Genomic DNA, 18,517 nt, shown 5'->3' on the forward strand with positions numbered 1-18,517 from the left:
CTCCGGACCGCCCCGCGGCCCATGGCCCGCGGAGTGGCGTGGGCGGGGCTTTCGTGAGGAGCGGAAGGGGCGGACGTGGACGTGGTGGTCGTACGGGCGTGTCTGCGGGGCGGGAGCGGCGGGAGCCCCACGGCCGTGGTGGTCGAGCACGGGCAAGGGCACGGGTACGGGTCCGGACCGGGCACGGGCGCGGGTGCGCTCGACGACGGCCGTCGGCGACGGGTGCCGGCCGACCACGGCACCTCCCACGCCGTCTTCGTGCGGCGGGAGCCCGACGGCGTCGTCGGACTCCGCTTCTTCACCTCGGCCGGGGAACTGCCCGCGTGCGGGCACGGCACCGTCGCCGCGCTCGCGCTCCTCGCCTCCCGCGAGGGTCCGGGCCGGGTCGCCCTGCGCGCCCGGGGGCGGGTCTTCGCCGGGCGGGCGGAGCGGGCCGCCGGGGCCGGGGGACGGTTCACCGCCGCGTTCGACCCGGGGCGTGTGAAGCTGCGCGAGCCGAGGGCCGAGGAACGGGGGCTCGTGCTTGCGGCTCTCGGTCACGCAGCCTGCGAGGCCGGACCTGACGTCCTCGTCGCCGGGGTGGGCCGGGAGCGGATGCTCGTTCCCGTCCGCTCCCGTGCCGCGCTCGCCGCGCTGGTCCCGGACCTCGGCCGGCTCCGGGCGGCCTGTGACCGGCTCGGTCTGCTCGGCGCGTACGTCCACTCGGCGCCGTCCGCCGAGGGCGCGCTCGCGGCCCGGATGTTCGCGCCGTCGATTCCCCGAGGACATCGCCAACGCCAACAGCACGGCCTGTCTCGCCGCGCATCTGGCGCGGCGCGGTGTCGCCTCGATCGCCGTCGACATGGGCGACCCGCTCGGGAGTCCGGCCACGATCACGGCGGCGGCCCGCCCGGACGGGACCGTGGAGCTCGGCGGCACCGCCGAGCTCCCGTCCTGACCCGGCCCCGCACCCGTTGCGCCACCGGTCGTCGCGGACCCGGCCCCGGGTCGGGGCGTGCCTCCGGCCCAGGCCCGGACCGGGTCGTGGGCCGGTCGGCCCGTCGGCCCTGATCCGTCGGCCATCGGCCGTCGGCCGCGCCCCCGTCCGTCGGCCATCGGCCGTCAGCGATCTGCCCTCAGCCGTCGGCCGTCAGCGCGCCCAGCACGCCCCCTCCCACCGCCTCGTCGCCCAGCAGCGCGTTGTGGTCCAGGCAGCCCGCCGGGTGGTTGGCCGCGCCGCTCAGGGGGACGCTGTCGTCGGGGTTGATCACCTCGTCGCAGTTCGACCAGAACGTGGCGTACGCGACCGTGCCCGGGGTCTCGTCGCCCTCGGCGAGCTTCTTCTGGACCCAGCTGCCTGGGGTCATGTCCCGGCAGGCCTGGTCCCACAGGGCGCAGGCCCAGGCGACGCCCGTTCCGTGGTTGGGTCCGGCCAGGGAGATCCAGTGGGCGACGGTGGCGGTGCCGCCGCCGTACTTCACGTACCAGCGGGTGGGCAGGCTGCCGAAGGAGTGGGCGACGACGTCGACCCGGTCGGCGCCGGTCTGCCGCCGCACCTCGTCGACGTACGCGGCGAAGCGGCCGGCCAGCACCTCGTTGACCGACTGGTGGGTGTCGTAGCCCCAGCGGAAGATCTGCCCGTCGCCGTATCCCGCGGCCCTGAGCCGGGCGTCGAGGCTCCCCCACACTCCCGTGTCGGCGTTGTAGCCGTGGACGAGGATCACTGGGCGGGGCGCCGCGGCGGCGCGGGTGTGGGCCTCGGCCGGGGCGGCGGGGCCCGTGAGGACGGCGGCGAGCACGGCGAGCAGGACGGACAGGGCGGGCAGCGGAGCGGCAGGGCGGCGCATCGACGGGCCTCCTGGGGCTGATGTGCTGGCGGATGCCCCGTCAGGTGACGGGGTGTCAGACCTGTGCGGCCGTGATGTTACCGCCGGAAACTCGCCACCGCAGCCCCGTGGCCAGAACCACACGGGGGCCCCCTGACGCACATCCGATCGGGCGGGTTAGCATATGAGCACTCCCTAGCTCGAAAGATGCACTGTGACTGTCAACGAGGACTCGTTCACAAACTGGAAGAACCGCGAGGAGATCGCGGAGTCCATGATTCCGATCATCGGGAAGCTGCACCGAGAGCAGGACGTCACGGTCCTCGTTCACAGCCGCTCCCTGGTGAACAAGTCGGTGGTCAGCATTCTCAAGACCCACCGATTCGCGCGCCAGATCGACGGCGAGGAGCTCTCGGTCACCGAGACGCTGCCGTTCCTGGAGACGCTGACCACGCTCGACCTGGGCCCGTCCCAGATCGACATCGGCATGCTCGCCGCCGAGTACAAGGCCGATGACCGCGGTCTGTCGGTCGCGGAGTTCACCGCCGAGGCCGTGGCGGGTGCCACCGGCGCCAACAAGATCGAGCGGCGTGACGGCCGCGACGTCGTCCTGTACGGCTTCGGCCGCATCGGCCGGCTCGTCGCCCGCCTGCTCATCGAGAAGGCCGGTTCCGGCAACGGCCTGCGCCTGCGCGCCATCGTCGTGCGCGGCGGCGGCGACCGGGCCGCCGAGGACATCGTCAAGCGCGCCTCCCTGCTGCGCCGTGACTCCATCCACGGCCAGTTCCAGGGCACCATCACCGTCGACGAGGCCAACGGCACGATCGTCGCCAACGGCAACACGATCAAGGTGATCTACGCCAACGACCCGTCCGAGGTCGACTACACGGCGTACGGCATCGAGAACGCCATCCTCATCGACAACACCGGCAAGTGGCGCGACCGCGAGGGCCTGTCGAAGCACCTGCGTCCGGGCATCGACAAGGTCGTCCTCACCGCCCCGGGCAAGGGCGACGTCCCGAACATCGTGCACGGCGTCAACCACGACACGATCAAGCCGGACGAGAAGGTCCTGTCCTGCGCGTCCTGCACCACGAACGCGATCGTGCCGCCGCTGAAGGCGATGGACGACGAGTTCGGCGTGCTGCGCGGTCACGTGGAGACCGTCCACTCGTTCACGAACGACCAGAACCTGCTGGACAACTACCACAAGGCGGACCGCCGCGGCCGTTCCGCGCCGCTGAACATGGTCATCACGGAGACGGGTGCCGCCTCCGCCGTGGCCAAGGCGCTGCCCGACCTGAAGGCGCCGATCACCGGCAGCTCGATCCGCGTCCCCGTGCCGGACGTCTCGATCGCGATCCTGAGCCTGCGCCTGGGCCGCGAGACCACCCGCGAGGAGGTCCTCGAGTACCTCCGCGACGTCTCGCTGCACTCGCCGCTGAAGCGACAGATCGACTTCACCACGGCCCCCGACGCCGTCTCGATGGACTTCGTCGGTTCGCGCCACGCCTCGATCGTCGACGCCGGCGCGACCAAGGTCGACGGCGACAACGCGATCCTGTACCTGTGGTACGACAACGAGTTCGGCTACTCCTGCCAGGTCATCCGGGTCGTCCAGCACGTCTCCGGTGTCGAGTACCCGACCTTCCCGGCCCCGGCGGCCTGATCCGCCGCACGGCCTGAGCGCACACCGGACGGCGGTGGGGCAGTAGCCCCGCCGCCGTCCGGCGTTTCCGGGGGCTGCCAGACTGGCGGTCCCCTTGCCCGACGCCCACCTGGAGGAGCGAAGTGACGAAGCACCACCTGAAGGTCGGTCAGGTACTGCGCGCCGAGCGCACGGTGACCGACGAGTCGATCGCGGCCTTCGCCGAACTCGCCGGGGACCGCGGCCGGCACCATCAGCCCGATCAGGGAAGGGCGATGGCGCACGGCCTGTTCACCGCGTCCCTCGCCACCGAGATCGGCGGGGAGCTCGACTTCATCGCACGCCGGATGAGTTGGGAGCTCCTGCGGCCGGTCTGGTCGGGCGACACCATCACCGCGGCGGTGACGGTGCGCGCGCTGAGCGAGGTCCGGTCCGGTACGGGCCTCGAGCTGGAGGTGGAGATCACCAACCAGGACGGTGAGACCGTGCTGCGCGGGGAGAGCACGGGAGTCATCCGTCACTGAGGCCCCGACGCGCTCGGAGCACCGAAGCTCCGAAGCAGCACCGCGTGACGGGCGGACGTGCCGACGTATCACGTGCGGGCGTGCGGGCCTGCTGGCGTCCTGGCCGGCGGGCGGGCCGACCTGCTGAAGCACTGAAGGTGCCACGGCGCACCCACGGTCTCTTGGGCCCGGTCGGGGGTGTGGGTCCGGGGAGACGCGGATGTGCCGTGGCACCGGTTCGTGGGCGCGAGCCGTCCCGTACGGGCGGAACGGCCGCGGGCGAAGCGCCGGCGGGCGCGACGCCTGTGGGCGGAACGTCAGCTCGCGAGGCCCGGGTCGGGGCCGAGGGCGGACACGGCGGCCGTGCCCTCCGGCTCCTCGCCCGGCGGGACCGCGCAGGCCAGGGCGGTGGCCTGGCGCAGGGTCTCGGCCAGGTTCTCCCAGTCGAGCGCGGGCCGGTCGTCGCCGCGGGCGGAGACCAGGGAGGCGTTCCAGCGCATCCGGGGCACGCCCGGCAGCGGGCGGAGTCCGCCGGCCTCGCGCGGGGAGGCGGCCAGGGCCATCGGGAGCATGGCGCAGCCGAGCCCGGACTGGGCGGCCGCGCGGACCCCGGCCATGGAGCCGAGTTCGTGGATCTCGGGCGGCCCGTCGGAGCGGAGCCGGAGGAATTCGGGCAGCCAGCGCTGCGAGGGACAGTCAGGATCGGCGATGACGACCTGGCGGCCGGCGGCGGCCGGGCCCCGGCTCCGCGCGGCGACGCCGACGACGGGCGCGAACTCGACTTCCTGGAGGCGCACTTCCGTCAGGTCGTCGGGCCGTTCGGTGCGTAACGGGTCGGCGAGGGCGCCGGGCAGCGCGGCCAGGTGGTCGTCGGCGTCGGCGACGGTGAGCACGAGGGCGCCGTCGATGGTGCCGGCCCGGAACGCGTCGTGGATCTCTCCGGTGCCCATGACCCGCAGGGCGAGCTGGACTCCGGAAAGCCGTCTGCGGCCGATGTCGGTGAGCCGGGCGAGCTGCTGTCCGTAGGCGAGCGCGGGCACGACGCCGACGGTCATCCGCGGCGGGTGGGCCGCGGGCCTGCGCAGTGCGGCCTCCATCTCGCCGACGAGCGTGAGGATCCGGCGGGCGTAGTCGCAGAGCACGGTCCCGGTGCGGGTGAGCCGTACGCCGCTGGGCAGCCGTTCGAAGACGGGTTCGCCCACCTGTCGCTCCAGGGCGCGCATCTGCGCCGTGACGCTGGACTGCGAGTACCCGAGGCGGCGGGCCGCCTGGGTGAAGGACCCGGTCAAGGTCACCTCGCGGAAGGTTCTCAGGGTTCTTGCGTCGATGTCCACGTGTTCAACCCCCTTGCCGCCCCCCGGCGGCAGCTGGCACTCGGGTGGCCGGTCACGCCACCCGTTCGATCGCCCCAGTCGTTACACCACAGGGGTGCCGGTCGCTCCTGCGCGTCCGGCACCCCTGTCGGCCGCGAAGGACTCTACTCGGCGAGCTGCGCCGGGACCAACGGAAAGTCCAACTCCGGTTGCGCAACGTGATTGAAGAAGTTCGACAGCACGTTGAGCGCCACGTGGCCGACGATCTCGGCCAGTTCGGCGTCGGTGACGCCGGCGGCGCGGGCTTCGGCGAGGGCCGCGTCGTCGACCCGGCCGCCGCTCTCCATGATGGCGCCGGTGATCCGCAGCACCTGGTCCATGTGCGGGTCGCCGGCGTCCTGGCCGCGGCGGGTGGCCAGCAGGTCCTGCTCGCTCAGGCCGACCTTGCCGCCGCGCAGGGTGTGCGCGGAGACGCAGTAGGTGCAGTCGTTGCGCTGGGCGATGTAGAGCGCGAGCTGCTCGCGCTGCCGGGCGCTGAAGCTGCCGCCGACCAGGGCGTCGCGCATGGCGAGGTAACCGCGCAGCGCGGCGGGGCCGTTGGCGAGGGCGGCGTACAGGTTGGGCAGCTTGCCGAGCTGCTTGAGGGTGCCTTCGAGCAGCTCGCGCTGCTCCTCGTTGGCGGTCTCGACGGTCAGTTGGGGAAGGCGGGGCATGGAGCTCTCCTTGAGCCGGACCAAGACGGAACTGATCGGTACCATCCTGACGGTACCGATCGGTTCCGTTCGACGCAACGGGAGGCGGGCACTCCGTTCCGACTTTCGGAACCGAGTGGTACCGTTTGGTATGGCCACGAACGCGAAAGAACGGCTCCTCAGCGCCGCGGAGCGTCTTTTCTACGAAGAGGGCATCCGGGCGGTCGGAATCGAGCGGATCCTGTCCGAGTCCGGAGTGGGCCGCGCCTCCTTCTACCGGCACTTCCCCAGCAAGGACGACGTCGTCGTCGAGGTGCTGCGGCGCCGCGACGGCATGTGGCGGGCCTGGCTCGACGGCCGGATCGAGGCGAGCGGACGCGGACCCGAGGAACTGCCCCTCGCCCTCTTCGACGGACTCGCCGAGCGCTTCGCCGCGGCGGACTTCCGCGGCTGCGCCTTCATCAACACCATGGTCGAGACCGCCGATCCGGAGAGCCCGGCCCACCACGTGGCCGCCGAGCACAAGGAGAAGGTCATCGCCCGGCTCGACCGGCTGCTCACCGACGGCGGCTACCGCGACCACGAGAACCTGGCCCGCCAGCTCGCCCTGCTCGGCGACGGCGCCATCGTCACCGCCCTGCGCGAGGGCACGACCGAGGCGGCCGTCCGCGCCCGCGCGGTCGCGACGGTGCTCCTCCGCACCGCCGAACGCACGCCGGTCCCGGCCGCCGGCGCGGCTTGAGAAGACACGGGGCGGCACGCCCCCAGACCCTGTCCAGCGGCGGATCAGGGCCTGTCCGGCGGATCAGGCCGGACAGGCCTCAGGGCGTACGGGGCCGCAGCTCGCCCCGGCGGACCTTGCCCGAGCGGGTGCGGGGCAGGGCGGCGACCACGCAGACGCCCTTCGGGACGAACACCGGGGCCAGACTGCGGGCCGCGAGCGCGGTCAACTCCCGCTCCAGAACGCCCGCTTCGACCTCCTCACGGGTCTCCACCACCGCGTACGGGGCGAGTCCGCCGCGCTTGTCCGGGCACGGGACCACGGCCGCGTCCACGACCGCCGGGTGGGTGCGCAGGACCGCCTCGATCTCCATCGGCGAGACGCGGTGCCCGTAGGACTTGAAGACCTCGTCCATCCGGCCGAGCAGCCGGATCGAGCCGTCCGGGCAGCGCTCGCCCCGGTCGCCCGTCCGGTACAGGCCGTCCGCGAACGCCTCCGCCGTGCGGTCGGGGCGGTCGGCGTAGCCGCGCATCAGGCCGGGCGGACGGTCCGTCAGGTCGACGCACACCTCCCCTGATTCGCCCCGCCGGCCGGTCTCCGGGTCCCGCAGCACGATCCGGTAGCCCGGCAGCGGATGGCCCAGCGGGGACAGCGGTGGCGGAGTGTCCGGGGCCCGGCCGATCAGGGCCGTCGCCTCCGTCTGCCCGTAGCCGTCCCTGACGCGTACGCCCCAGGCCGCCTCGATGCGGTCGGTCACCTCGGCGGTGAGCGGCTCGCCCGCCGCCGTCGCCTCGCGCAGCCGGAGTGCGCCCCGGCCCTCCGTCAGATGCGGCAGCACCGCCCGCCACGCGCTCGGCGGCGCGCACAGACTGCTGATCCGCAGGGCGGCGAGCACGCCGGGCAGCGCGGCCGGCGGCAGCCCGCCGTCGGGTGGTGCGACGACGGTGGCGCCGGCCGTCCACGGCACGAAGAAGCTCGACCAGGAGTGCTTCGCCCAGCCCGGCGCCGACAGGTTGAGGTGCCGGTCGCCCGGCCTCAGCCCGCTCCAGTACAGGCTGGACAGGTGGCCGACGGCGTATCCGGCGTGGGAGTGCTCGACCAGCTTCGGCAGCGAGGTGGTGCCCGAGGTGAAGTAGCAGAAGGACGGGTCGGCGGCGGCCGTCGGCCCGTCGGGCACGAAGGGGCGGCGCCGGTCCGGGTCGCGGGTGTCGGGGTACGGGAGCCAGCCGGGCAGGCCCGCGGCTCCGGGCGCCATCCGGATTCCCGGCACCGGCAACCCGCCCGTCATGTGGATGAGTTCGGGCGCGCAGACCACGTGCCGGATGCCGCCGCGGGCGATCCGGTCGGCGGCCTCGTCGCGGGTGAGGTCCTGGTAGCCGGGCACCACGACCGCGCCGAGCTTGATGCAGCCGAGCAGGGTCTCCCACAGCTCCGCACGGGTGCCCAGCAGGACCAGCACCCGGTCGCCGCGCACCACGCCGGCCTCCGCCAGCGTCACCGCCAGCTCGTCGGAGCGGGCGGACAGTTCGGCGAAGCCGACCCGGTCGACGACGGGCACCGAGCCGTCCGCCGCGGGCGTGCCCAGGATCTCCAGGGCGGTCCGCGGATTGCCCTCGGCGACCACGTCGAACCATTCCAGCGCCCAGTTGAAGTGCCGGGCCCGCGGCCACCGGAACGCGGCCGTGGCCGCCTCCCGGTCGCCGCGCAGCCGCAGCAGCAGGTCCCTGGCGGCCCGGTACTCCTCGTGCGCGGCGGTCCTGCGGTACTCCGCGCGGCCCTCGGCCCCCGGCCCGGCGGGCGCCGTCATCCGGCCGCCCCCGCCAGGGCCTCGGCGATGGCGTCGGCGTCGCGCGTGAACGAGCCCCAGCGGCCGGGCCGGCCGCTGCCCACCTGGGTGAACCAGCGGGTGTGCTCGCTCGGGATGCCGATCACGTGGACCGCCGGGTCCGGCGTCCCGTCGGCGCCGACCGGGTGGAACGGCGCGGCCGTGCAGTCGACGCCGCCGGTCCTGAACTCCCCGGCCCGGCCGGCGTTTCCGGCCGTGTTGACGAAGGGGCGCACCACGCCGTCCGAGAGCAGTCCGCGGATCAGCGGGTCGCGGTCCGCCGCGAGGTCCGTCGTCGGCAGCCGCGCGTCCACCAGGACGTCGAGCGCCGCCCAGGAGTTCTCCACCTGCGCCGACTCCACCGTGAACCGGCCCACTTCGGGGTCGGTGCCGAACCGGACGCCCGGGCCCACCGGTTCGAGCACCCCGGCGGCGAGCAGCGCGAGGAACTGCTCGGAACGCAGCTGCGGCGGGCCCGTCGACACCATGGCCGCCACCGGGCCGAACTCGGCGAGGAACCAGCGGTGCGACGCGGGCGTGAGCCCGCCGAAGTCGACCACGTCGCGAATGGTCTGCCGGACGTCCCGCAGCACGTCCGCCGCGGCCTTCATCGGCCCGTCCGCGTTGCCGAGGCGCGCGTCGCCGAGGTCGGCGCGCAGCCATTCGGTCAGCACCTTGTGGAACTCGGCGGGCGAGCCGAACCGCCGCCCGTGGAACGGGCGGGCCAGGGCCTCGAGTCCGGCCAGGGGCCGCGGGTCGATCCGGTACCCGGCCGCGAGCCCCTGGAGCACGTCACCCGCGCGAGGCGCGTCCGGGGCCGTGGCCGGGACCGGGCCCGGCTCGTGGCCCGCGCTCAGTGCCTCCTCGGCCCGCTCGCCGAACTCCCGTGCCGCGTCCGGTCCGTGGGCCTGACGGATCCGGGTGGCGAGCAGCACCAGGTTCACCTCGGCGAGCAGCCAGGGCAGCACCGACCGCTCGAAGTCGAGCGGGGCGTGCTCGGCGCGCAGCCGGGCCATCCGCTCGGGCGTGAACAGGACCGGACGGTAGCGGTGTTCGGGCCGCTTCTGGTTGACGCCCCGGGTCAACAGCGGCACCCCGGCGCGCGAGCCGGTGAGGATCCTCGGCTCCTTCCCGCTCGGCAGGTAGAGCAGTCCGTCGCCGCCCTCCGTGAAGCTGCCGCCGCGGCCGAGGGTCAGCTCGGACAGCACGTCGTAGAAGGTGAGGCCCATCCCGATCACTCCGACGCTCGCGCCGGCCGGGATGTCCGCGAGCGGCATCTCGCTCGCCGAGCCGCCCGCGACGTACCGGAGCGGCCGGGCGGGGGTCGTGTGGTCGCGGGCGAAGCGCCGCCACTCCCGCTGCTCCCGGTCGGGCTCGTTCACCGGGTGGCCGGTGGCGAGGACCAGCCGGTCCGCGGTGAGCACGTCGCCGCGGTCCAGGCGCAGCCGGAACGGTTCCTCGGCCCCGGGGCCGCCGCGGTCCGCGCAGATCACCCGCGCGGCCACCTGGTGCACGGTGAGGCACGGCGGCAGCGTCTCCTCGATCCGCCGCATCACATAGGTGAGGTAGCGGCCGTAGACCGCGCGCGGCGCGTAGCCCTGCGGCTCGGCGCGCGCCGGATCGTGCTCCACCCACCACTCGCCGAGCGACGGTCCGGCGCCCGGCCGGTGCGGTCCCTCGTCCGCCGGCCCGGAGAACATGGTGACCTCCTGCGCCGGCGTGTTCATCAGGAACCACGGCGACTGGTCCGTGCGCCAGATCCGCCCGGCCCCCGCCTCGTGCGGATCGACCGCGAACACCTCGACACGGCGCGCGGGCGGCCGCTCGGCGCAGCGGGCCGCGAGCCGCTCCAGGACGGAGAGCCCGCGCGGACCCATGCCGACGATCGCGATCCGCAGCGGTTCGGCGACCGGGTCGGCGAGGCAGCGCGGGGTGGCCGGCGGGGCGGGCTCGGGCGGCGGCGCGGTCTCGGCCGCCAGGTCGTGCTCGCGGGAGACCCGGCCGAGCATCCCGGAGAGCTGACGCGAGGTCATCGGTGAGGTCCTCCGGCTGGTGGTGAGCAGCGGCAGGGCACCCAAGTCGGTCCACTGGAGCCGGCCGTCCGGCGCGACCGCGGAACGGACCTCGCCCCGGTTGTCCGGGTGGAGGCAGAAGGGCACGTCGAGCAGGCCTCGGTCGAAGGCCTTCAGGAGCGCGACGCCCAGGTCGTCAGAGAGCCCGAGGACCGCGCCGACCAGGGCCCTGGCCTCGGCCAGGATCTCCTCCGTGTCGCTCCCGGAGTGCGCGCCCGCGGGCCGCGGCCTGGCGCGGGCGGCGCGGGCCGCGTCGGCGGCGACCGAGAGGGCGGTCAGGTTCTCCGCGACCGTCGGGATGCGGTGCGCCTCCGTCTCGGTCTTCACGATCAGCCGCTGCGCCCCGCCGCGTACGGCGAGGTCGGCGCTGCGGCGCAGCAGCAGGCGGGCGCCGGGCACGGTGCGCGGGTAGACGCCCATGTACGTGTAGAGCACGATGTGCCGGTCCACGGACGGTGGCAGCAGCTCGTCGGCGAGCAGCCGCAGCGCGGCGAGCGCGCCCGCGTCCTGGGCGGCGTGGGTCTGCTGCGCGTAGGACAGGGAGACGCTGGTGGCGCCGTTCCGTACGAAGAACAGGCACTCCAGGACGGACACGGCGACCAGCATCGACGGCGGGCACAGCTGCCCGAGCAGACAGCCGCCGAAGGACTCCAGGTGGGCGCGGCGGCCCGCCGCACGGCTCTCCTCGGCGAGGAACTGCACGGAGTCCCGCCAGGCGGCGACGGACTCGGCGAGCGGGGTACGGCCGTAGGGCAGGCAGTACGAGACGGGGCCGCCCTCGCTGGCGGAGAGCCCGGCGGCGGCCATGGTGCGGAAGATGGCCATCGGGTCGGCGGAACCGTGCCGGACCTGGACCGGCGTGCGGCGCCCGGCGGCCGCGGCCGTGCGGGCGGCGGTCCTGGGCCCGTGGCTGACGATCGGGAAGCCGTTCAGGGGCCGGCCGGTGCGCAGGGCGGCGGTGGCGGCGGCGTGGTCGCCGACGCGGGTGTAGCTGTCGATGGTGAGGGTCGCGACGGTCCGCTCGGGGAGCGCCGCGACGGCGGCGACGCCGGCGGCCATCTCGTCCGGGGAGACCATGCCCATTCGCGGCTGCACCACGAGTTCGCCGGCCGCGGCGGCCTCCTGGACGAAGGCACCGAGATCGGAGTGCGGGTGCGGTGGCTGTCCGGAGAGGGTCACGCCGCGGCCCGCCCGGTACACGCGCCTCTCGGCTCGCGCTCGCCGAGTCCGCCGAGGTGCCGCAGCAGCGCGGTCGGCTCGGTCCCGTCCGCGTAGACCGCGTCGTACCCGGCCGCGAGCAGCTCGGCGGTGCGCTCCTCCGCCCCGTCGGGCGAGATCCCGAGCAGCCCGCCGATCACCATGGGGATCCGGCGGGTCTCCTCGTCGTCCCGCAGCGCCCGCGCGGCGCGCAGACCGTCCTGGTGACCGTGTCCGTTGACGGACGACAGGACGACCAGGTCGGGGCTGGTCATCCGCGCGGTGTCCACGAGCAGTTGCTCGGGGACGCACGGTCCCAGGTTGAGCACGGAGTGCCCGTGCTCCTCCAGGAACAGCTGAAGGTGCACCAGGTTCCAGGTGTGCGCGTCCGACGACCCGGTGGTGAGCAGCACCCGACGGGACGGCTCGGGACTGTGCAGACTTTGCATGGCGTGTCTCCAGTGACGGTGCGGATGCGGATGGGTCCGGGGAGGAGCGGCGGCTGAGCCCTGCCCGCCGGGGACGGGGGCTCGGGCCGCCTCCGGTCGTGCGCGTGGTGCGGCGGGGAGCCGCGCGTCGGCGCGGCGTACGGCCGTGGCGGACGAGCGACCGGGCCCGGCCGGGAGCGGATCGGCCGGACGGCGGGCGGGTCGGTCCGGGCCTGAGGCCCGTGGCTTCGACGCGCGGACACCGGGCCTCACGACGCCTGTGCCGCGGAGGGCGGCAGGCGTAAGGACGACGGCGGGGACGCCGACAGCGGTGCGGGGTACGGGGAGCCCCGCACCGCTGTCCGTCCGGACCGCAGGGGTGGTGCGGCGGGTACGGGTGTCGCGGTTGGTACGAGTGTTACGGGTACTGCGGTTGGTGCGGGTACTGCGAGTGCTGCGAGTACGGCGGGTCCTACGGGTACTGCGGTTCGTGCGGTGCTACGGGTGGCAGCGCCCGGGCCTGGGCCGGCCGCGCCCTCGGGAAGGGCGACCGGCCGGACCGGGGCCGGGTCCACCGGGCCTTCGCCGGGCCCGCGCCGGCCCGCGCGACTTCCGCGCCGGGCCCGCGTGGGCCTCAGGCGCCCGCGCCCACGCCCGTCGTGATCTCGCCGGCCTGCGGGGTGCGCGGGGAGGCGGGGCGGGCGCGGACCGCCAGGACGGTGCAGCCGGTCGCGCTGGACATCTGGTGACGCGTGCCCGGCTCCTCGATCACCAGGTCGCCGCGCTCGAAGCGGCGCCCGTCGCTGTGGTCGAGCGTGCCGTCGAGGACCAGCATCAGCTCGTGCCCGAGGTGCTCGTGGAAGTCGCCGTGCGCGCCCGGCGGGAAGCGGAGGAGCAGGCTCGCGGAGTCCTCCTCGCCGGCGTGGCCGGGACCCCAGAGGACCACGTACTCGACGCCCTCGCGGCCGGGTTCGGTCCAGGGGACCCAGGGCAGGTCGGTCTGGGCGAAGCCGTCGCGCAGCACGTCGCGGTAGACGGTGACGTCAGGCACGGGCGGTGACCTCCGATGCGGCGGTGCGCTGGGGCACGACGGACGGGATGGGATCGGGGCCCCACTGCCGCGGGCCCTTGACGATCGGCGCGCCGATGAGGGAGCCGAACTCCCGCCAGGCGCCGTCGTAGTTGCGGACGTCCGTCATGCCGAGCAGCTCGTGCAGGACGAACCAGCTGTGCGCGGAGCGCCAGCCGACCCGGCAGTAGACGACCGTCGGGACGTCGCTGCGCAGCTCGCCGTAGGCGGCCCGCAGCTCCTCCTCGCCGCGGAAGGTGCCGTCCGCGCCGACGGCGGTGTGCCAGGGGATGTGTTCGGCGGACAGCGCGTGTCCGCAGCGCACGCCGATGTCGTCGGGGACGCCGGGCGGGGTGTTGGTGTGGCCGAGGTACTCCTCGAGGGAGCGGACGTCCAGGAGGGTCCGGCGCCCGATGTGGTCGAGCATGTCCTCGCGCCGGGCCCGGATCGTCTCGTCGGCGCCCGCCGGCACGGGATAGCGGCTCGCGGTCCTGGCCGGCGCCTCGGTGGTGAGCGGCCCGCCGACGGCCTCCCAGCGGGCGCGCCCGCCGTCGAGGAGGCGCAGTTCCCGGTGCCCGTACAGACGGAACTGCCAGTAGCCCGCCGCGGCCCACCAGTTGTTGTTGCCGCTGTAGAAGACGACGGTGTCGTCCGCGGCGATGCCGTGCCGGCCGAGCAGCGCCGCGAAGGCCTCGGGGCCGATGAGGTCACGCCGTACCGGGTCCTGGAGGTCGCCGGTCCAGTCGAGGCGTACGGCGCCGGGGATGCGGCCGGGCCGGCCGCCGCCGTCGTTGCCGCCGTCGGTGATCTCGACGAGCACGAGTCCGGCGACGGGGTTCCGCAGGTGCTCCTGTATCCGTTCGGCGCTGACGAGCAGGCCGTCTCGGTTCTTCGCGGTCATCGCGTTCACCACCAGTACGTCGGGTATTTGGCGATCACGCCGGCCTTGGAGGCGATCAGGCCGAGCAGGACGAGCAGGACGCTGCCCACGGCGAGCAGGACCAGGAAGCTCACGGGCCTCGGGTCCTGCAGGACGGCGAGGACGGCGGTCGCGGCGGCCGGGGCGTGCACGGCGCGCAGCAGCAGCATGAGTCCGACGCTGAGGCCCGCGGCGACGGCGGCGGCCCACAGGGATCGGCCGAAGAGGGCCACGGCCACCAGGCCGAGGGCCCCGGAGCCGAGCTGGCCGAGGACCACGCCGCGGGGCTGTGCGGGCGGCAGCGCCGGGGTGGAGCAGATGATCATCGCGGTGGCGGCGAGCGGGGCGATCATCAGCAGGTGGCCGGTGGCCTCGCCGAGCGCCACGAGGACGACGAGGGAGGCGACGGTGGCGAGGGTGCCGAGGAGGGCGGGTTTCGCCCCGGGGAACGGCGGTGCTCCGCTGCCGCCCTTCGGCGCGGCGGCCGGCGCCGGCGCCGCGGGTGCCGGTGACGGGCCCGGCGACGTGCCCGGTGCCGGCGTCTGGGTCGGGGTCTGGTTGCTCACGGGTTCGCTCCTCAGTGGGCGCCGTTGAAGTAGCACACGGCCCGGCGGTGGACGACCTTGCCGATCTGGTGGCCCATCTCGATGCCGGGCTCGTTGTCGAAGCTCCAGTGCATGCCGCCGTACACGCGGGAGATGCCGGCCTGCCGGGCGGCCTCGCTGAAGGTGGGCCAGGTCAGGACGACGTCGGTGCGCGGCGTGAGGCCGGGCTCGACGGTGGAGGTGCCGGCCTTGAAGCGGAAGGAGTCGCCGAAGGCGTCGGTGCCGGTGAAGCGGCGCAGGAACTCGGCGGCGGCGCCGGAGAAGGTGCTGTGCCCGGAGACGGTGGCGGGGAACGGCGGCACCGCCACGTACGCCTGCCAGTCGACGCCGTCCATGGTGACGGTGCCGAGGCCCGGTCCGCCCCAGGAGCTGATCCGCCGGCCGCGGCGGTCGTACGGCACGAGGGTGGACGGGCGGGCGAAGTCGTACCGGAGCTTGACCGCCCAGGAACCGATGGCGGCGTCGCACTCGGCCATGTTGAGGCCGAAGAACAGCTTGGCGTCCTCGTCGACGTCGTAGCCGTCGCGGGCGGACACGAAGCGGCCCCACATCTGCTGGGCGCCGGGCGGCGTGACGTCGTCGTTGAGCCAGAACTCGGCTATGCACTTCTGCTCGTCCGTCAGGTTCGCGCTGATGTCGAGGACCTCCTCGATCGCGGCGGTCATCCGCACGGAGGGGTACGCGGGCGGGGCCGGGACCGTGAACTGGTCGGGGCTGCTGAGCGCGAACGGCTCCATGACGGCGAACTGCGGCGTGAGGTACTTCTGCAGCTTGCCGCCGACGAGCAGCGGGGCCCAGTGCTCGGGCGCGACGACGATCGACGGGTCGTAGGCGCCGGCGGTCTGCGGCGGGTTCCTCGGCTGGTAGCCGGTGGTGTCGGCGTACGGCGGGGTGCCGAGCTGGTTGGCGCCGTCGCCGTGCCGGAAGTCGAGGACGGCCTGCGCGGTACGGCGGCCGATCCACGCGGGGCTGTGGCGGCGCGGCGCGGTGAGGCCGGGGTCGTAACCGAGGCTGCGCAGCATCGAGTCGATGGCGACCCTGTACTCCGGGAAGAACTCCAGGAGAGCGAGGTGCGCGGCGTAGCTGACGGCCTCGTTCTTGTTGTCGGGGGTGCGCTCGGCACGGGGCCGGCGCAGCGAGCCGCCGAAGCGGGTGCCGGAGGCGACTCTGTCGTAACAGGACCAGGCGTCGTAGATGCAGTTGTGGACGATCGCGAGGATGCGGGCGTTGACCGTCGCGGGGCCGAAGCGGTTGCCGGTGGCCTGGTAGCGGCCGAGGATCGCGTCCATGGTGGCCTGGTTCCAGCGCACCACCACGCTGGGCTCGGCGACGGCCCCGGGCGCCCGGCGGCCGGTGCGGGTCTCCGCCTCGAAGCGCGTGGCGGGCGCGGCGGCGTGCGCCGTGCCGCCGGCGGCGAGCGCGAAGGCGCCGGCCGCGGCGGCGGAGGCGGTGAGGACCCGGCGCCGGGTGAGCGGCGCCGGGACGGTGCGGGCGGTGGAGGCGGGTCGCTGAGACATCCCTGGGTTCCTTCGCGTGCGGTGCGTGGCGGGAGCGGATCAAACACGAGCTCGATCTGTCCTCAGGCTGGCGAGATGTGATCGCGCGGGGCAACGGCCTATCGGCTTCTTCCATCGGAGGCATGCAAGGAAGCGATGGGCGGGTGCCGCGGCCCCGCCGAGTGGCTAGCGTGAGACGACGCCAGGCACTGTCGGCCCCGGCGAACGGGTACGCCGTGCCACGACGACACGGCACTCGGTCCCGGGGGGCAAGCGGCTTCCCGAGGGCGAGCACCGGTTTCCGGGCGCGGTACTCGGTCCCGGGGCGGGCTCTCGTCCGGACCCGTACCGGTTCCCGGGGCGGCGGCACGTCCCCGGGGGCCGGGGCGCGTGCGCCGGTCCGTCGGGCCTTCCGTGCCGCCCGCGCCATCCGTACCGCCCGGGCCCGACACCTCTGGCGTCCGTGACACCCCGCGGCCCGTACCCCGTCGCCCGCACCGCCGGGCGGGGCCGCGACCGGCGAGCCCTGCGACGCGGCAGCGCCGCACCGCAGGACACCCTCGCGCACCGCCGACCCGAGCCTCGGGTCCGCCCGGTCATCCCGGCCACCCCGGTCGCCCCCGGTTCTCGGGCGGGCGCCGCGGGCCGCCGGCCGCCGGACCGGTGATCGCATCCGTCGACCACCAAGACGTCCGCCAGGACCTCACCGATCCCGCACCGATCCGTTTGGAGTGGCCGCGCATGACCGTTTCCTCGCAGCTCAGACCGACGCGTACGACACCACGCCCCGCCGCGCCGCGGCCGGCACGGCTCTTCGACCGGCTGGCGCCCCGGCTGCACCACTACGGCCTCGTGCTGCTCCGGGGCGGGCTCGGCGGTGTCTTCGTGTGGTTCGGCGTCCTGAAGGTGATCGGGCTGAGCCCGGCCGCGCGGCTGGTCGTCGACGTGGTCCCGTTCGAGACCGGCGACTGGTTCGTCCCGGCCCTCGGCTGGGCGGAGATCGCCCTCGGCGTGTGGCTGCTCACCGGCCGCGCCCAGGCCGTCCTGCTCCCCGTCCTCGGCGGCCACCTCCTCGGCACCTTCGCCGTACTGCTCCTCACCCCGCACGTCGCCTTCGAGCACGCCAACCCGGTGCTCCTGACGCTGGTGGGCGAGTTCGTGGTGAAGAACGTGGTCCTCCTGGCCGCCGCGATCGTCCTGACGACCCGCCCGCGGACCTGACGGAGGCTCCTCCCCTATTCCGCGGCGTTCCAGTCCGCCGGCAGCGTGGCCCCGCACGCGGCGCACGCGTACAGCCCGTCGCGTACGACGTTGAGCTGTGCGCAGTCGGGTGCGGGGCAACGGCGGAAGGTCACCGCGTGGGTGAAGGCGCCGGGGTGCGCCAGGCCCGCGGCTTCGAGGGCGGCGGCGACCGACGGCCAGCACTCGGGGTCGGGGGCGTAGCCCGTGGAGAGGTTGCTCACCTCGACCGCCGACCAGCCGCCGGCCGGGTCCGGAGCCCAGGTGATCTCGCCGGCGGCCCGCACGACGCCGCCGCCGGCGCAGGCCACGTGCTCGCTGCGGCGGGGCGCGAGCCGGAGCCGGCCCCGTGCGTCGACGACGTAGGTGAAGGGTTCGGCCAGGTCGGCGGCGGACTGTTCGGCCGTCCAGGCCGCGAAGTCGGCGGCGGTGCCGATCACCGGGCCGCCCGGGTGGTCCCAGCCCACGGCCCGCCGGATCTCGTGCGGGCCGGTGAACCCGTACTCGCGCGGTCCGGCGGTCCCGACCACCAGCGACGGGCGCAGCCCGGAGACGCCGGGGCCGGAGAACAGGACCCGGGCGGCGTGCGCGGCGTCGACGAAGTCGACGTCGAGGCGCCCGTACGCGTCGACGCGGTCGACGGTCAGGCGTCCGCCGTCGAGCCGGTCGCCCCGGCGGACCGCTCCCCCGACGCAGCGCACGACCCACCGCGTCCGGCCCGGCCCGTTCTCCGCCACCTCGTAGAGCTGGAGCCGCCCCTCGTCTCCCTGCGTGTCCATGTCGGCACCCTAGCCACTAGCATCGTGGCACTGAGTGTGTTTTGCTGAGGGTACTCAGTGCCACACATGCCACAAGCATTGTTAGGGGAGCCCCAGACCATGGCCAAGGACTTCGATCTGTATCGCCTGCCGGAGGAGCACGAGATGCTCCGGGAGTCGGTCCGTGCGCTGGCGGAGGCGAAGATCGCTCCGTTCGCGGCGGCGGT

16 protein-coding genes are annotated in these 18,517 nt (G+C 74.4%); 5 read left to right on the plus strand and 11 right to left on the minus strand.

The annotated features are described in order from the left end of the window. The first annotated feature begins 75 nt into the window (after positions 1–75). Positions 76–1,050, plus strand: a complete 975-nt coding sequence (locus ACFY8W_RS07975) for a PhzF family phenazine biosynthesis protein (RefSeq protein ID WP_391101572.1) — start codon at positions 76–78, stop codon at positions 1,048–1,050. Between the two features lie 65 nt (positions 1,051–1,115). On the opposite strand, the gene ACFY8W_RS07980 is transcribed toward ACFY8W_RS07975, so the two are convergent. Further along, on the minus strand, positions 1,116–1,826 hold the full coding sequence (locus ACFY8W_RS07980) for an esterase/lipase family protein (RefSeq protein WP_391101575.1): 711 nt from the start codon (positions 1,824–1,826) through the stop codon (positions 1,116–1,118). 193 nt (positions 1,827–2,019) lie between these two features. Between ACFY8W_RS07980 and ACFY8W_RS07985 the strand changes: the two genes are divergently transcribed. Together ACFY8W_RS07985 and ACFY8W_RS07990 are read left to right on the plus strand one after the other, a co-directional pair. Then, the gene (locus ACFY8W_RS07985) at positions 2,020–3,474 is read left to right on the plus strand and encodes a glyceraldehyde-3-phosphate dehydrogenase (protein WP_391101578.1); all 1,455 of its coding nucleotides are present in this window, start codon (positions 2,020–2,022) and stop codon (positions 3,472–3,474) included. A 122-nt stretch (positions 3,475–3,596) separates the two neighbouring features. Then, on the plus strand, positions 3,597–3,977 hold the full coding sequence (locus ACFY8W_RS07990; RefSeq protein WP_391101581.1) for a hypothetical protein: 381 nt from the start codon (positions 3,597–3,599) through the stop codon (positions 3,975–3,977). A 296-nt stretch (positions 3,978–4,273) separates the two neighbouring features. Here ACFY8W_RS07990 and ACFY8W_RS07995 read toward each other — a convergent pair whose 3' ends face one another. Together ACFY8W_RS07995 and ACFY8W_RS08000 are read right to left on the minus strand one after the other, a co-directional pair. Next, positions 4,274–5,290 carry a LysR family transcriptional regulator gene (locus ACFY8W_RS07995; RefSeq protein ID WP_391101583.1) on the minus strand — a complete coding sequence of 339 codons (1,017 nt, stop codon included), beginning with the start codon at positions 5,288–5,290 and terminating at the stop codon, positions 4,274–4,276. A gap of 143 nt (positions 5,291–5,433) precedes the next feature. Then, positions 5,434–5,982 carry a carboxymuconolactone decarboxylase family protein gene (locus ACFY8W_RS08000; RefSeq protein ID WP_391101585.1) on the minus strand — a complete coding sequence of 183 codons (549 nt, stop codon included), beginning with the start codon at positions 5,980–5,982 and terminating at the stop codon, positions 5,434–5,436. A gap of 130 nt (positions 5,983–6,112) precedes the next feature. Between ACFY8W_RS08000 and ACFY8W_RS08005 the strand changes: the two genes are divergently transcribed. After that, entirely contained in the window at positions 6,113–6,703 is a 591-nt protein-coding gene (locus tag ACFY8W_RS08005; protein WP_391101588.1) for a TetR family transcriptional regulator, read from the plus strand. 79 nt (positions 6,704–6,782) lie between these two features. On the opposite strand, the gene ACFY8W_RS08010 is transcribed toward ACFY8W_RS08005, so the two are convergent. From ACFY8W_RS08010 to ACFY8W_RS08040, 7 genes are all read right to left on the minus strand, one after another. Next, positions 6,783–8,489 (minus strand): AMP-binding protein, encoded by a 1,707-nt coding sequence (locus ACFY8W_RS08010; protein WP_391101590.1) that lies wholly within the window; start codon positions 8,487–8,489, stop codon positions 6,783–6,785. Next, positions 8,486–11,758, minus strand: coding sequence for an FAD/NAD(P)-binding protein (locus ACFY8W_RS08015; protein ID WP_391101593.1), 3,273 nt, complete (start codon positions 11,756–11,758; stop codon positions 8,486–8,488). Before ACFY8W_RS08015 ends, ACFY8W_RS08010 begins: the two co-directional genes overlap by 4 nt. After that, positions 11,755–12,225: a cobalamin-dependent protein gene (locus ACFY8W_RS08020; RefSeq protein ID WP_391101595.1), complete on the minus strand. Its 471-nt coding sequence runs from the start codon at positions 12,223–12,225 to the stop codon at positions 11,755–11,757. Before ACFY8W_RS08020 ends, ACFY8W_RS08015 begins: the two co-directional genes overlap by 4 nt. A 613-nt stretch (positions 12,226–12,838) precedes the next feature. Beyond that, positions 12,839–13,255, minus strand: a complete 417-nt coding sequence (locus ACFY8W_RS08025; protein ID WP_391101597.1) for a cupin domain-containing protein — start codon at positions 13,253–13,255, stop codon at positions 12,839–12,841. Next, positions 13,248–14,174, minus strand: a complete 927-nt coding sequence (locus ACFY8W_RS08030) for a rhodanese-like domain-containing protein (RefSeq protein ID WP_391101600.1) — start codon at positions 14,172–14,174, stop codon at positions 13,248–13,250. The genes ACFY8W_RS08025 and ACFY8W_RS08030 overlap by 8 nt, the downstream gene beginning before the upstream one ends. 5 nt (positions 14,175–14,179) lie before the next feature. Then, positions 14,180–14,758 carry an HPP family protein gene (locus ACFY8W_RS08035; RefSeq protein WP_391101601.1) on the minus strand — a complete coding sequence of 193 codons (579 nt, stop codon included), beginning with the start codon at positions 14,756–14,758 and terminating at the stop codon, positions 14,180–14,182. A gap of 11 nt (positions 14,759–14,769) precedes the next feature. Then, positions 14,770–16,314, minus strand: a complete 1,545-nt coding sequence (locus tag ACFY8W_RS08040) for a DUF6851 domain-containing protein (RefSeq protein ID WP_391101604.1) — start codon at positions 16,312–16,314, stop codon at positions 14,770–14,772. 720 nt (positions 16,315–17,034) lie between these two features. Between ACFY8W_RS08040 and ACFY8W_RS08045 the strand changes: the two genes are divergently transcribed. Next, on the plus strand, positions 17,035–17,514 hold the full coding sequence (locus ACFY8W_RS08045; RefSeq protein WP_391101606.1) for a hypothetical protein: 480 nt from the start codon (positions 17,035–17,037) through the stop codon (positions 17,512–17,514). A 14-nt stretch (positions 17,515–17,528) separates the two neighbouring features. Here the strand turns inward: ACFY8W_RS08045 and ACFY8W_RS08050 are convergent, their stop codons facing one another. Next, entirely contained in the window at positions 17,529–18,311 is a 783-nt protein-coding gene (locus ACFY8W_RS08050) for a hypothetical protein (RefSeq protein WP_391101609.1), read from the minus strand. Positions 18,312–18,517: the final 206 nt, after the last annotated feature.

The organism is Streptomyces sp. NPDC012637, assembly GCF_042954805.1.
GTDB lineage: Bacteria > Actinomycetota > Actinomycetes > Streptomycetales > Streptomycetaceae > Streptomyces.